Genomic DNA, 13,698 nt, shown 5'->3' on the forward strand with positions numbered 1-13,698 from the left:
TCCTTGTTGTGAGACCAGAGCAACCCCTGGTCGATGTAGTCGGCCGTCGTGTTCCATCGTGCTGGTGCGCGACGGGTTCACAGTGCGACGGTGGCGGTTCCGGCGACGACGGGAGGTGCATCGCCGTCCGCGGTGACGGGACGGACCCAGACGTCGCAGTCGACCAGCGTCTGACCGTCGGTGTGGCGCACGCCGGTCACCGTTCCGCCGGCCTCGACCGCATCCCCTGCGAAGACATTTGCGGTGAATCGGGTGGACAGGGAACGGATCGACCCGCGCGACCCGGTCCAGCTGGTGAGCATGTTGATGATGTAAGCCATCGTGACACCGCCCTGGTTGACGAATCTGTCGCCCAGACCCGCATCGCGCACAGCCTCGAGATTGAAGTGAATGGGGTTGGGGTCCTGGAAGATCAGAGCCATGATCCGGATCTTGTCGGCGTCCACCGAGTCGACGAGGAAGGCGGGCAGGGCGTCACCGACGCGCGGTTCGGTCGTGAGTGTCATCTACGCTCCTCGCTTGAAGATGAAGCCGTTGACGACCTCGCCGACAGGACCATCGGACGGGTCGTCTCTGTCGTGGAAGGCCGTTCGGACGGTCACGAAGTCCAGGTGACCGCCGTTCCGGGTCTCCTTGCGACTGACGGGCTCGATGGTCGCAGAGACATCGATCGTGGCGCCGACGCGCAACGGCCGGTGCTGGATCACTTCGCAGTTGCCGAACAACAGCACGTCCTGGGCTCGTTGGCCGGCGAGAGCGCACAGCTCGTCGACGCTGATGCCCATCCCCCGCAGGGCAAACACAAGCCCCCACAACGGGTGCGCGTCACCCGAGTCGTCGGTACCGGCTTCCAGCGCGTAATCGGCCAGCACGCTCTGATACGGCTCGATGGTGATACTGGCGCCCGGGAGTTGCTTACCGTCCAGTGACCGCTTGAGGCCCGCAATGTCGGGGAGATCCGCTGCCGACGACCTGGTCCCCGACCCACCGCTGTCACCGGTGGCGTGCGTTGCGTCGGAGGCTTTTTCAGTAGATGGTGTAACCGCCATCGACGATCACCTCGTTTCCGGTGTGGAACGTCAGGGTCGGATCGGCCAGGAAGGCCGCGATGTCGTGGAACTCCTCCGGCTCCGCCCATCGCCGAACCGGCGTCCGGCCGCTAGTCGCCCGGACGAACCGCTCGTCTGCTTGCAAGTGCTCGTTCATGGCGGTCTTGGTCCATCCCGGGATCAGCACGTTGCATCGCACTCGGTGCCGGGCGAGTTCGACCGCCAGTGTCCGGCCGAGGCCGAGCACCCCGGTCTTGCTCGCACCGTAGGCGGCCATACCCGCCCCGCCGTAGCGGCTGATGGTTGACGACACAACGACCATGGAGCCACCGACTCCCTGGTCGACGAACCGCCGCGCCGCCTCGCGAGTACAGAGGAAGGCCCCGTCGAGATTCGTGGCGAGCACATGTCGCCAGGTGTCGAAGGACATGTCCACGATCGGGGTCTCGACCGAGATCCCGGAATTCGCCACGAAACAACCCAGCGGCCCGAGCGTCGTCACCGTCTCGTCCATGGCCGCGATGACGGCCTGCTCGTCGGTCACGTCGCAGCTCACCGCGAGCGCCTTCACCCCGAATGTCTCGATCTCGGCGACGGTCTGCGCATTGCGCTCGGCATTGCGCGCCCAGATCGCCACGTCTGCACCGGCTTTGGCGATGCCGACGGCGAGAGCGCGGCCGATCCCGTTGTTACCGCCAGTGACGACAGCCGTGGTACCGGTGAGATCGGCGGCCATCAGCGCGCCTCCGGCAACTGGATGTCGATGAGCGTGGCCAGTGCCGCGCGATGTGCCGAAGCGGTGCCCAGACCTATGGCGTCGGCCTTCGCGCGCTTGAGGTAGAGATGCGCCGGATGCTCCCAGGTGAAACCGATACCTCCGTGGAGTTGAATGCACTCCTCGGCCGCCTGCTGCGCGACCTCGGAACAGGTGGCCTGCGCCAGGGCAACGGCGATCGGCAGATCCGAGGACCTCGTCGCGGCACACTCGGCGGCGTATCGCGCGACCGCCCTCGCCTGGGTGATGAGCACCCACAGGTCGGCAAGCCGGTGCTTGAGTGCCTGGTAGGACCCGAGCAGACGGGCGAACTGCCGACGAGTCGCCAGATACTCGACGGTGAGATCCAGGCACCTCTCGGCGAGGCCGAGCTGCTCGGAGGCCAGCAGCATCGCTCCGACCCGCAGGGCGGTGAACACGGCCGCGTCGAGCTCGGCGCCCGCGTCGGCGAGACGTCGGCCCTCGGCGCCGTCGAACGAGATGTCCGAGACGGGTCGGGTCATGTCCAGCGACACCGACTCCGTGATCGTCGCGGTATCAGCGGGCACGAGGTAGAGACCGTCTGTGGTGGGCACGAGCAGAATGTCGGCGGCGCCGGCATCGACGACACCGGACACCCGACCCTGCAGACGCCCGCTGTCCACGGTGACCGACGACGGATCGCCGTCGTACGGCGTCGCCGCGAACGGAATGCACAACACCGCCGTCGACTCGCCCGAGGCGATCTGCTCGAGAACGTCGGCCAGGCGCAGTTCGAGCAGCAGGGCGGTGGAAATGCCGGCCGAGCCGAGGAACGGCACGGGAGCGACCGCACGGCCGAGTTCCTCGGCTACCACTGCGGCCTCGCGCCAACTCCCGCCGGCACCGCCCTGTTCTTCGGGGATCGGCATGGCCGCGCAGCCCAGTTCGCCGGCAAGGGTGGACCACAGACTCGTGTCGACGAGATCGGCCGATTCGGTGCGCGCCAGAACTTCTGTCCACCCACACCGTTTGTCCAGCAGCGATCGCACACTCTGGCGTAGGTCATCTTCGATCTCGGTGTAGAGGAGATTGCCGGTTTCCGGCGTCGTGACCGTCATCGGGGAAGATCCTTCCAAGGCGTGTCCTTGTCGGCGCGCGGCTCGGGCGGGAGCTGCAGCACACGTTCGGCGATGATGTTGCGCATGATCTCCGACGTGCCGCCTTCGATCGAGTTGCCCTTGGCCCGCAGGTAGCGCCACCCAGCCGGACTCTCGGAATGTTCGACGATCACCGGCCGGCGCGCCGAGTAGTCGCCGTAGCGAAGTGCCTCGGCGCCGAGGAGATCGAGCTCGAGAGAGGCGATCTGCTGGTTGAGCCGGGCATAGGTGAGCTTCGACCCCGACGCTTCCGGGCCCGGTTGGCCGGCTGCCTGCTTCTGGCCTAGCCGTTCGGCGGTCAGGCGGGCGACCTCCGCCCCGACCCAGAACTGCATGACCTCGTCGTGCAGTGCCGCGGTGCGCAGCTCCGGCCGCGTACGCCAGACCTTGACCAGTTCCCCGATGGCTCCGCTCTCCCGCGGCACGGTGCCGGCAGCGATAGCGACTCGTTCGTTCATCAGGGTGTTCTGGGTGACGGCCCATCCCTGTCCGACGTTGCCGAGTCGATCCTCGTCGGGGATCTCGACTCCGTCGAGGAAGACCTCGTTGAATTCACTCTCACCGGTGATCTGGCGCAGCGGACGCACATCCACACCTGCTGCACTCATGTCGCAGACGAAGAAGGTCAGGCCCTTGTGCTTCGGGACCGAGGTGTCTGTTCGGGTGACCAGGATCGCCCAGCTGGCGTCGTGGGCCAGCGAAGTCCACACCTTCTGGCCGTTGACGACCCACCGGTCGTCCTTGCGGACGGCGCTGGTCGCGACATTGGCGAGGTCCGAGCCTGCTCCCGGTTCGGAGAAGAGTTGGCACCAGATCTCTTCGCCCGTCCACAACGGACGCAACCAGCGAGCCTTCTGTTCGTCGGTTCCGAATCGGAGGATCGTGGGCGCCGCCATCCCGAGACCGATGATGTTGCGATGGGGCTCGTTGTTGGGGGCGCCGGCTTCTGCCAACAGCCGGTCGACCGTGACCTGTAACTCTCGGTCGAGTCCGCGGCCCCCGAGTCCCTCGGGGTAGTGCACCCACGCCAGCCCGGCATCGAACTGGGCACGCAGGAAATCGAACCGCTCGGTCGTCGACGGGTCATGGGCCGCGAGGAGTTCGGAGACGGCGTCGGAGATGGTCGTGCTCATGGGATCTGCTCGAAGTGCGCGATGTCGAGGATCTGTCCGGTCCGGTCATCGGCCCAGACGGCCCGAACCCGCGCGCCGGGCTTGAGCTGGCCGCCGACTGCGGCGGGATCGGAGAGGTCGAGCCCGCTCACATAGTGCATGAGAAGCGTGCTGGCGCCGTCGAGGCGGATCCCGGCGATGGCGTACGGCGGCTTCGGCCCACCGCGGAAGCTCTGCCACGCCACGGTGAACACCTCCACCTCGCCCTCGGGCGGAAGTTCCTGCCACTCATCGGTGGCCACGAAGCAGGCTTCGCAGTATGCCTGCGGAGGGACGAAGACCCGATCGCACTCCGGACACGCGTTGGCGAGGATCTTCTTCTCGGTCAGCCCCTGCATGAAGCGGCCCCAGGTCCGACCGAGGTGCACGTCGTAGTCGAGGTCCCAATGGACCCGCTGGGTCGTGATGGTGCCAGAAGTTTCGGTGGTCATGAGCGCTCGTACCTTTCCAGGACAGCCAGATTCTCGAATTGGAAGAATGTGCCCCCGGTTCCGTGTGCCAGGCCCCGGCGGGCGCCGGGTACCTGCATCTGTTCCGGAGCGTCGCCCATGAGCTGTAGTGCGACGTACACGTAGGGAGCGAGTTCGCCGGCCACGCCGGCATTGGTGCACAGCGGTCCGCCGGACAGGTTGACCGGGATCTTGCCGTCGATACGGGTCGCCCCCGAGCGGATCAGGTCGATGCCCCCGCCGGGCGGCGCGAATCCGAGCGCCTCGAGTTGCATCGGCTGCATCGGCGCATACGGCGAGAACACCTCGACGACGTCGAAGTCGGCAATCGGATCGTAGACATCGGCCAGGCGATACACCTTGCGTGCCAGGATCGAGAGATTCTCCATCGCGGCGAAATCGCTCTTACCGCCGCCGAGGTACGGATCGCTGCTGGTGGCCATGGCGCCGATGAGAACCGGTGTGGGCAGCACCTCGGCGGCCGCCGCCTCGGAACAGATGAGCAGCGCGTTCGCCGACGTGGACACGGGGCACACCATCGCCATGGTCATGGGACTGGACAGCGGACGAGAGTTGACCACGTCCTCGACGGTCAGCGTGTTCCGCAGGTGCGCATAGGGATTGCGCGATGCATGCTCGTGGTCCTGAACCGCGCTGGCCGCGAAGTCCTGCACCGTCGCACCGAACCTGCGCTGATAGGCGCTCGGATAGAACGCGCCCATGTGATACGCACCCATTCCGAGAGGCTGCTCGACGATCATCGGCGAATTCGTGTTGATCGCCGACTGCAGGTCCACCGCACCGTAGAAGGTCGGCCCGCCGATGCACAACACCCGCTGCCGGTCACCGGATCGGACCTGCCGTGCTGCGACCTGCATCAGGTTGCCGCCGGTCGTTCCACCGGTGTTGATCACCGAGACCGGGATGTCGGCGCCCAAGCCGAGTTGCCGGACGATGTGTTTGGCGCCGAGGACGGTTCCCTCGAAGCCGTCGATGTCGCCGATGACGAGTCCGTCGAGTGCAGCCGGGGTGATGCCCGCATGCTCGATGGCCGCCCAGACCGCCTGCTGGATCAGTTCGACGGCCGACGAGGTCTGCTTGCGCGGCGAGGTCGCTTCGGTGATCCCGACACCGCCGATGAATGCTCGTGTAGACATCAGACTCCCTCCACCACCAACACCGTCGCGGTGTCGGCGATCGTTCCGGTCAACGGATCACTCGACTGTGCGACGCCGTGACCGACTCCGCTGTTCTCCAGCGCGTGCACGACCTCGAGCAACCGCAGTGCACCGTTGGCCACACCGGGGTACGAACTACGAACGCCGCCAGACGGATTCACCACGACACCGGGACCATCGAGGCCGAGGGCGCCGAGAACAGGCGCGTGCAGGGCCGGAGTCGGGGCAGTCAGTTCGACGATTCCGATCTGATCATTCGGCGCTGACACTCCGGCACGCCTATATGCCTCGTCGGCAGCACGACGAGTGGGCGCCGCCGGGTCGGTGAGCCAGGTTCCTGACGGAGTGGTGTCGCCGCTGGCCTGCCCCCATCCGGTCAGTACCGCGCGCGTTGTGCGGGCGCGTCGCGCGCGCGGCAGAGATCCAAGGACGACGGCGATCGCGCCGGTGGAATCGGCGGGCAGCATCAGTTCGGTCAGCGGCCCGTTGACCAGGTCCGAACCCAGGACCTCGGACGCGGAGACTGCCTTTGTCCTGGTCGTGTGCGGTGACGTGGCCCCACGCGAGATCTCATCCGCGGCGAGCTCGGCGAGACGGTCACGATCGATCAGACCCGCACCCAGCGCATGGCCGGCATGCAGCCCCCAGACCGTCTCCGCGGAAAGAGCGACCGGACGGTCGAAGTGCGGTTCGAACCCGTAGTTGGAGATCTGCTGGACGAATGCCCGTCGGTCGGAGGTGGAGACCTCAGGGTTGTAGACCCCGACGGCGACCACGACGTCGGCATCGTTGGCCGCGATCGTCTGCGCTGCGGCGACAATTGCCTGGCCGGCATCACCCTCCAGTCGATAGGACTGGCCGAGGTAACCGCCGGAGGCGGCATTGGTCAGGCCACTGGAGATGCTCCGCCCGTCGTAGATGTCGAGGGACGCGGTGATCGACAAGTCGACCTCTTGTTTGCGAATACCGGCCTCACGCAACGCGTTCGACACCGCCTCGAAGACGAGTTCATCGAGGACCGCGTCCGACTCAACCACCAGCGGCGTCGCCGCCATACCAATGATCGGGATCGGATCGGCCGCAGTGGTCGAAGGATTGAGCCTGGTCACATCGACACCCCGCCATCGACCGGGAGGACGACGCCGGTGACATACGCCGCCTGTGCCGACGCCAGGAATCCGACTGCGGGCGCCATCTCGGAGGCCTCGGCGAACCGACCGGCCGGAACCGAAGCCGTCATCTCCGCGAGTTTGTCCGGCGGCACCGCCGCGACCATGGCGGTGGAGGCGTTGGGCGAGATGGCATTGCAGGTGACTCCGAATCGCGCCACCTCTTTGGCAACCGACTTGGTGAAGGCGATGATCCCGCCCTTCGCCGCGGCATAGTTCGACTGTCCGATGTTCCCGTGCATACCGGTGTAGGACGTCACGTTGATGATCCGTCCGGCGCCGGCAGCACGCATGTGCGGGACGACCGAACGAGTCACGTTGAAAGTTCCGGTGGTGTGCACAGCAAGCACCGAATCCCACTGCTCGTCAGTGAGTTTCCAGACGACGGCATCGCGTGCGATCCCGGCGTTGTTGACCGCGACGTCGACTCCACCGGCCCATGCGACGACGTCGTCGACCGCCGACCGGACCGCATCCCCGTTGCTGACGTCAACAGCCGCCAGATGCACGCGGTCAATGCCACCCCATGCCTCGTCGAGCAGTTTCTTGTCGTAATCCAGCACCGCCACACGCGCCCCGGCGGCGTGGAAGTAGCTGGCTATCTGATAGCCGATCCCCTGGGCCCCACCGGTCACCAGGACAGTGGTTCCGTCGAAGTCCGGCGTGATCTGTCCGATGCTCATCAGACCCTCTCGATGATCGTCGCGTTCGCCATACCGCCGCCCTCGCACATCGTCTGAAGTCCGTAGCGCCCGCCAGTGTCCTCGAGGTGGTTGACCAGCGTCGCGAGCAGGCGGACGCCTGATGCCCCCAGCGCGTGTCCGAGCGCAATGGCCCCGCCACGAGGGTTCAGCTTCTCCGGGTCGGCCTTCAGGTCCTGCTGCCACGCCAGCGGCACCGGCGCGAATGCCTCGTTGACCTCATAGGCGTCGATGTCATCGATGCTCAGACCCGAACGCGTCAGCACCTTCTCCGTTGCGGGGATGACACCGGTCAGCATCAGGAGCGGATCGCTGCCCGTGACCGCGAAATCAGTGAACCGGGCACGTGGAGTCAATCCGAGTTCGCCCGCCTTCTTCTCACTCATGATCAACACGGCCGAGGCGGCGTCGGTCAGCGGCGAGGAGTTACCCGGGGTGATACTCCAATTGATCTCCGGGAAGCGTTGCTGCAGGCCGTCGTCGACGAAGGACGGCTTCAGTCCACCGAGTCCCTCGACGGTCGTGGATGCACGCAACGTCTGGTCGGTGTCATGCACGTGACCGTCGACGGTGATCGGCACGATTTCACGCTGAAACCCGCCGGCCTCGGTCACCTGAGCAGCCCGCTGATGCGAGCGGGCGGCGTACTCGTCGAGTGCCTCGCGGTCGAGTTTCCACCGGGCCGCGATGAGTTCGGCTGAAACACCCTGTCCGATCAACCCCTCGGGGTAACGGGCGGACAGCGGACCCCGGTTGGGATCCTGATCCACCGAGCTGTACCCCATGGGGACGCGGCTCATCGATTCCACGCCGCAAGCGACGACGATGTCATAGGCACCGGCGAGAACGCCCTGGGCCGCGAAGTGCACCGCCTGCTGACTCGACCCGCACTGCCGGTCCACGGTGGTACCGGGCACCGACTCCGGGATACCCGCGGCAAGGATGGCATTGCGCGCGATGTTGAGGGCCTGCTCCCCCGCCTGCGACACGCATCCGGCGATGACGTCGTCGATCGTCGCCGGATCGAGGTCGTTGCGCTCGAGCAGGGCGCGCAGCGTCTCGGCCAGAAGGTTCACCGGGTGGATTCCGGATAGTGCGCCTCCTGGCTTACCTTTTCCAGCCCCTGTTCTGACGATGTCGACGATCACCGCTGACTTCATGTGGCACCTTCTCCGTTCGGAATTCGGACCCTCGGCAAGGACTTCCCCGCGGGTCACCCCTGTTCACTCCGGGGAAAGACCCGGCCTTCCAGGCTTGCGTGTTGGTACTCGGCAAGGATGATTGTTACGTCTACTGACGCATGTGTCAATATAGCCTGCCGTGGCCACACGACCGAGCAACTGCAGACGCGTACGAAGAAGGCAGGACACATGTCAATACCTTCTTGAATTGGGGGCTTGTCACCGAGACCCGGCATCGATGCTCGCGGCGGACAGCGGGCACTTCGACATGGGAGCCCTCGCTGGCGCCCCATCCTGGCCCGCCGCGATTGGCACTGTTAGATCTGCGTCGCCTAGCTTGAAACCCGAGGGAGTAGGGGTACCCTCTGCGTCGTGGAGGACACCCGCTACTAGGAGTACCCAGGTGACACGAACGTCAACACGCGTGCGGCTGTCCGCCGATGCTCGACGCGAGAGGATGATCGACGCGGCGCTGGCAATCTTCTCCGAGCGCCCTTACGAGGCCGTATCGACTGCTGAGCTAGCCACCGCCGCGGGCACTACAAGAACGAACCTGAATTATCACTTCGGATCTAAGAAGAACCTCTACATCGCGGCGCTGCGTCGTTTCACCACGTACCCGCTCGGTCTCGCACATTCAGCCTCCGAGACATCAATCGCCAACGAAGCACAGATCGCGTCGACATTCGATCGCTGGTTGAGCTTTATCGAAACGCATCATGAGCCGTTCAAAGTTCTGACCCAGGCGAGCAAGTCATCGTTCTGCGACGACGAAATCGCAGGCCTCCTGGACGATGCACTCAGCACATGGGAAGACCGGCTGCTGATAATGACCGGCCAGTCGCTAACCGACCGTGCCGCACGAGCGCGCGTACGCGCATTCCAAGCAATGATTGGAGCGGCAACCGCCCAGTGGCTAGAAGAGAAGGTGCTATCTAAAGACGAAGTATGTGGGCTCCTCACCCGCGCATTACCCACGCTCTCGTCAGACTGAGTACGAGTCTCGGCCGGGTAAGACCTGCCCCCCCCCGGGGGGCACCCTACGGAAAGCGGGCACGAACATGCTCTGGCGCAAAGCCGAGCGCGAATCACTTTCCGAGGACGGCTGTGAACAGCTGACGATACGCAGTTCGCGCTTCTGCACCGAGAGTGTTCGACGCTCTTGTTCAGAACAGTGACTAAATCACCCCGAGCTCTGAATTGCTACAGCAAAAGAAACAAAGTGCTACACGCATTTAGCCATTGATATTGTATCCGCGGTCGCCCCGTCGCCGCCCGGCGCGGTCACAGCGAGCGGATGACGATGGCGGTCTACGGGCGCGTGAGCGACGATCGTCATGAGGCCGCCCGCCGAGGTGCTTCGTAGGCTGCAGGCAATGCGGCAAGGGTAGTCAATCCCCCCAATGACGAAGCCCGCTCCGACAGGTGTGTCGGAACGGGGTTCGTTCTGTGGAGCTAAGGGGACTCGAACCCCTGACCCCCACACTGCCAGTGTGAAGTAGGACGTACTCGGGTGTCTACTGTGTTTCAGTTCGTGCAGGTAGACGCGGGTTTGTGTGACTCTGCGTCTAGGCCGTATTGGCCCGTGACTCTGAGACATAGGACAGAGTTAGGACACGTTTGGCATGTCCCCGGTTCCTGCCTCGGGGTCTCCATCTGCAAATGCCCGGTAGTCATCGACCGAGTTCCAGACATCAGGCTTGGGCGCCAACCACTCCGGACGCGGGGATAATCGACGGTGGAACTCTCCAGACATTCCCTCGTGGACATACCTCAGCCTCTCCCGGTAGGTGTAGCGCGTCGATGCTAGGCCCCAATGGATGGTCAGAAAGCCAGGTGAGGCAGCCACGAGTACCGACAGCACGAACGCGGCAGTCTGCCAGCCGGCGATGCCCTCCCTGATGTCCTTGGTCCAAACCCCAAGCCCGATTATCGAGCCATAGGTCCAGACAGCCCCTAGGGCTGCCCAGATCATCATGTGCCACTCCGTCGGCACGCGGTGGTACGCGGCCACTCTCCTAGATAGCCGTTCGGCGTCGGCGCACAGTTCCCGGCGTTGGTCGTCTAGACCGTCGATGGACGTCATACCGCCGATGAGGTCCAGGACCTTCTGGAGGCGCCACCCGTAGTAGCGACCAGGCCCCGCCAACGCCAGACCGATGACGACCATGGCGCCGATCGAAGCCCCCGCCAGTGGTCCCGCCAGGACCTCCGCCCAGTTCCGTTGTTCATCCACTACCTCAGTATCGCAACGGCCCCCACCAAGACCCGTTACACGACGCATGTCGTTGCACCGCATCTACACTCATCCCATGTCAGCCGGTGCGCCTGCTTGGGTGAGCATTACTGCATTGGGAGTCGCAGGGTTCGCCGCCCTCGTAGCTCTCGGATCGGCGTGGATCTCGTTCCTCGCCTACCGCGCGACGGGTCCGCGAATCCTGCTCCGCACGGCCCACATCTCGAACGATCCGGGCAGGCAGCGTGTCATCGTCGAGTTCACAGTGGTTAATCGTGGCCGCGGCGAAGTAAACGTGAGTGAGTTTCTACTGACGCCCGCAGGCACCAGGAAAACCCTTCTGACGGTCGGCCACATCGAAGGGAAGCAGCTACCTTTTCGTCTAGTTGGTGGCGCCGAGCAGAGTTGGCAGGCGAACATCCTGCCGGTGGCGCGTGCGTATCACGAGGGGTTACAAAGGAGGACGTACAAGCCCAAATCCAGTTGGCCGACCCATTTTTACTTCAGTGTTCGAACTGGGGACGGGAAGATCGCGCGTGCCCGAGAGCAGCAATTCGATGCCCCCTCGGTGATTGCTGCTGTAGTCGCCAGGACAGCCGATCCGGTGGAAGACGACGATTGAGCCTCTGACGATTGTGGCGGCCCCGGACCCATGAATGGACCCGAGGCCGTCCGTCCTCACGATTCCGTCAGGCGGCGGTGGCCACCCGGTAGATGGCGGCGGGCTGGTAGACCGAAAGGCCGAATCGGCCTTCCACTCGGGCCTGCAACTGGTTGCGCTGGAACAGTTCGCCGGCCTCGGCGGACCACTCGATGTCGATCCGGCGGCCGACAATGTCGATGCTGGCCGCGGCCGGGTCGAGGACCAGGCCCGTCTTAACGGGGAGCGCGGTGGACAGGACCACCCGCAGACCCCAGATCTTCCGCTCGGTCAGATCGATGGGCACCCCGCGGAAGGCGATGGCGTCCGCCGAGGTGGCGGTGAGTTCGATCTCCTCCCATGCCTCGGGCCGCAGGACCGCGACGGTGGGCACATATCCGGCGGCCTCGGCCTTGGTGAGCGCCTTCCGAATCGAGACGATGGCCGAACTCTCGAAGGTCTGCACCTGGAGTCCCGAGGTGGCCAGGATGCCGGTCAGGTTCTCCCCGGTTCCGTCGCCGGCCAGAACCTGGGCCTCCACCGCGCGATCCAGGCCGAACACGAGTTCTTCGGCCGCGAAGCGCTGGAGTCCGGGCGCGTCCTCCAGGATGAACTTTCCGACCGGTTCACTCAGGTGGGCGATGACCACGGCCCCGGACTCGATGGTCTGGGTTCCCACTTCGCTGACCGGCTTCAGGTCACCCTCGGCCACCGGGGCGGCATTGAGGGCGCGCGCGTTCTGGCGCAGGTAGCGCCACGTCGGCACGGGACGGGTGATGGTCGGGATCACGTCCAGGAGACTGGTCGCGGGCCGGCCGGTGGGGATGACGTCTGGACGAATCGGGACGTCGGTGATGGCCTGGCCCGAGGTCGTCAGCGCCTTGGTGCCCATGCCTCCGCCCTGGAAGGCGTTCTCGGTGTCGGCGCCGGTCATCTTGTTGGCGATGGTGGCCGCGAATGCCTTCCGGCCGGCGCCGAGGGTGAGGAACTGGTCCTGGGTCTCCATGGTCTGGATCTCCTTGTGCTTCTTGGTCTTACGAATAAACTTGGAATCGGGGACGGACTTGGTGAGGGCCTCGGCCGGCGCGTCGGAGGTTCCCCACCGCGCGGTGAACTCCGCCTCCGTGGACTTGCCGTGGATGACGTCCGCGAGGTGCTGGGTGCCGTGGCGCAGGGACGGGGTGGACTTCTCCCACGCCTCCAGGTCGCGCTTGTCCAGTCGCGCGCGGTAGTGGGCCTTCTCCACGGCGTCGGCCTCGGCCTCGGTGAGGTCGCGGCCCTCGGCCTCGGCGGCGTCGATGAGGGCCTGGGCGTCGGCCAGGGCCGACTCCAGGGACGCCACGAGACGTTCGCCCACGGTCATCTCCGCGGTCTCGTCGGTGTCGTCCTTGTCGGTGGTCTCGTCGGCCGCGGTGAACTCCGCGGCGGCTTTGCGGGCCTTCACGAGGGCCGGGGTCCCGGCCTTGTCGGCGGCCTTGGAGGCGGTGATGGTCGCCCGGTCATTCGCTGGACGGGCCACCAGGGATACCTCCACGAGGTCCAGAGACTTCAATTCCTGGGCGCCATCGGTGGCCTTGGTGGCCTGGAGGACTCCGTAACCGATGCTCAGAGACTTCACGCGGCGCGACTTCACCGCCTTGTAGGCCGCACGGCCGGTCTCGGTGTCCAGGTCCAGGGCGACGTGGACGCGGAGGCCCTCGTCGGTCTCCTCGGCGGACTTGATCTGGCCCACCTGCATCCGGGGGTCATCGGACTTGTGCTCCCAGAGGACGGGGGTCACGTCACCGTCGGTGATCGACTTCACCGAGGCCGCGAACGCGCCCTTCACCACCCGGTCACCCTGGGCGTCGATATTGCCGTAGGTGCTGGCCCAACCGATGAACTCACCGTCGGCCAGACCGGCCGTTTTCAGGCCGGACAGTTCGTAATTCTTGTGCAGAACATGCACGATTCACCCTCCTAGGGTGTGAGAGATGGAGTAATCGACGAACACGAAATAGGAACTCCCCCTGGGAGTTTTCGTGTCGGAT

The 13,698-nt window shown here is 65.2% G+C and carries 14 protein-coding genes; 2 read left to right on the top strand and 12 right to left on the bottom strand.

What is annotated here, in order from left to right; all coding sequences use genetic code 11:
• Positions 1-77: 77 nt before the first annotated feature.
• Genes BCM27_RS17700 through BCM27_RS17745 form a run of 10 tightly spaced genes read right to left on the bottom strand, consistent with a single transcriptional unit; the run spans position 78 to position 8,771 of the window.
• Complete coding sequence (locus tag BCM27_RS17700) at positions 78-506, bottom strand: MaoC family dehydratase (protein WP_004023657.1); 429 nt, start codon at positions 504-506, stop codon at positions 78-80.
• A complete protein-coding gene (locus BCM27_RS17705) occupies positions 507-1,049 on the bottom strand; it encodes a MaoC family dehydratase N-terminal domain-containing protein (protein ID WP_004023658.1) in 543 nt (180 codons plus the stop codon).
• Positions 1,027-1,785, bottom strand: a complete 759-nt coding sequence (locus tag BCM27_RS17710) for an SDR family NAD(P)-dependent oxidoreductase (protein WP_004023659.1) — start codon at positions 1,783-1,785, stop codon at positions 1,027-1,029. Before BCM27_RS17710 ends, BCM27_RS17705 begins: the two co-directional genes overlap by 23 nt.
• A complete protein-coding gene (locus BCM27_RS17715; protein WP_004023660.1) occupies positions 1,785-2,903 on the bottom strand; it encodes an acyl-CoA dehydrogenase family protein in 1,119 nt (372 codons plus the stop codon). Before BCM27_RS17715 ends, BCM27_RS17710 begins: the two co-directional genes overlap by 1 nt.
• Entirely contained in the window at positions 2,900-4,075 is a 1,176-nt protein-coding gene (locus tag BCM27_RS17720; RefSeq protein WP_004023661.1) for an acyl-CoA dehydrogenase family protein, read from the bottom strand. The genes BCM27_RS17715 and BCM27_RS17720 overlap by 4 nt, the downstream gene beginning before the upstream one ends.
• Positions 4,072-4,545, bottom strand: a complete 474-nt coding sequence (locus BCM27_RS17725; RefSeq protein ID WP_004023662.1) for a Zn-ribbon domain-containing OB-fold protein — start codon at positions 4,543-4,545, stop codon at positions 4,072-4,074. Before BCM27_RS17725 ends, BCM27_RS17720 begins: the two co-directional genes overlap by 4 nt.
• Positions 4,542-5,720, bottom strand: coding sequence for a thiolase family protein (locus BCM27_RS17730; protein ID WP_004023663.1), 1,179 nt, complete (start codon positions 5,718-5,720; stop codon positions 4,542-4,544). The genes BCM27_RS17725 and BCM27_RS17730 overlap by 4 nt, the downstream gene beginning before the upstream one ends.
• Positions 5,720-6,850, bottom strand: coding sequence for a beta-ketoacyl-[acyl-carrier-protein] synthase family protein (locus BCM27_RS17735; protein ID WP_004023664.1), 1,131 nt, complete (start codon positions 6,848-6,850; stop codon positions 5,720-5,722). Before BCM27_RS17735 ends, BCM27_RS17730 begins: the two co-directional genes overlap by 1 nt.
• Entirely contained in the window at positions 6,847-7,593 is a 747-nt protein-coding gene (locus BCM27_RS17740; RefSeq protein ID WP_004023665.1) for an SDR family oxidoreductase, read from the bottom strand. Before BCM27_RS17740 ends, BCM27_RS17735 begins: the two co-directional genes overlap by 4 nt.
• Entirely contained in the window at positions 7,593-8,771 is a 1,179-nt protein-coding gene (locus BCM27_RS17745; protein WP_004023666.1) for a thiolase family protein, read from the bottom strand. Before BCM27_RS17745 ends, BCM27_RS17740 begins: the two co-directional genes overlap by 1 nt.
• Positions 8,772-9,195: 424 nt before the next feature.
• Between BCM27_RS17745 and BCM27_RS17750 the strand changes: the two genes are divergently transcribed.
• Entirely contained in the window at positions 9,196-9,786 is a 591-nt protein-coding gene (locus BCM27_RS17750; protein ID WP_004023667.1) for a TetR/AcrR family transcriptional regulator, read from the top strand.
• 615 nt (positions 9,787-10,401) lie between these two features.
• Here the strand turns inward: BCM27_RS17750 and BCM27_RS17755 are convergent.
• Positions 10,402-11,028, bottom strand: coding sequence for a hypothetical protein (locus BCM27_RS17755; protein ID WP_141638840.1), 627 nt, complete (start codon positions 11,026-11,028; stop codon positions 10,402-10,404).
• A gap of 76 nt (positions 11,029-11,104) precedes the next feature.
• Between BCM27_RS17755 and BCM27_RS17760 the strand changes: the two genes are divergently transcribed.
• A complete protein-coding gene (locus BCM27_RS17760) occupies positions 11,105-11,650 on the top strand; it encodes a hypothetical protein (RefSeq protein ID WP_141638841.1) in 546 nt (181 codons plus the stop codon).
• Positions 11,651-11,717: 67 nt separating this feature from the next.
• Here the strand turns inward: BCM27_RS17760 and BCM27_RS17765 are convergent, their stop codons facing one another.
• Entirely contained in the window at positions 11,718-13,616 is a 1,899-nt protein-coding gene (locus BCM27_RS17765; RefSeq protein ID WP_004023670.1) for an HK97 family phage prohead protease, read from the bottom strand.
• Between the last annotated feature and the right edge of the window lie 82 nt (positions 13,617-13,698).

It is taken from the genome of Gordonia terrae (genome assembly GCF_001698225.1).
In the GTDB taxonomy this organism is placed as follows: domain Bacteria; phylum Actinomycetota; class Actinomycetes; order Mycobacteriales; family Mycobacteriaceae; genus Gordonia; species Gordonia terrae.

What these genes read in the sequence shown, in the direction of transcription:
- BCM27_RS17710 (WP_004023659.1), bottom strand. Translation starts at nt 1,785, where the DNA reads ATGGCCGCCGATCTCACCGGTACCACGGCTGTCGTCACTGGCGGTAAC.
- BCM27_RS17760 (WP_141638841.1), top strand. Translation starts at nt 11,105, where the DNA reads ATGTCAGCCGGTGCGCCTGCTTGGGTGAGCATTACTGCATTGGGAGTC.
- BCM27_RS17715 (WP_004023660.1), bottom strand. Translation starts at nt 2,903, where the DNA reads ATGACGGTCACGACGCCGGAAACCGGCAATCTCCTCTACACCGAGATC.
- BCM27_RS17740 (WP_004023665.1), bottom strand. Translation starts at nt 7,593, where the DNA reads ATGAGCATCGGACAGATCACGCCGGACTTCGACGGAACCACTGTCCTG.
- BCM27_RS17730 (WP_004023663.1), bottom strand. Translation starts at nt 5,720, where the DNA reads ATGTCTACACGAGCATTCATCGGCGGTGTCGGGATCACCGAAGCGACC.
- BCM27_RS17725 (WP_004023662.1), bottom strand. Translation starts at nt 4,545, where the DNA reads ATGACCACCGAAACTTCTGGCACCATCACGACCCAGCGGGTCCATTGG.
- BCM27_RS17745 (WP_004023666.1), bottom strand. Translation starts at nt 8,771, where the DNA reads ATGAAGTCAGCGGTGATCGTCGACATCGTCAGAACAGGGGCTGGAAAA.
- BCM27_RS17720 (WP_004023661.1), bottom strand. Translation starts at nt 4,075, where the DNA reads ATGAGCACGACCATCTCCGACGCCGTCTCCGAACTCCTCGCGGCCCAT.
- BCM27_RS17705 (WP_004023658.1), bottom strand. Translation starts at nt 1,049, where the DNA reads ATGGCGGTTACACCATCTACTGAAAAAGCCTCCGACGCAACGCACGCC.
- BCM27_RS17700 (WP_004023657.1), bottom strand. Translation starts at nt 506, where the DNA reads ATGACACTCACGACCGAACCGCGCGTCGGTGACGCCCTGCCCGCCTTC.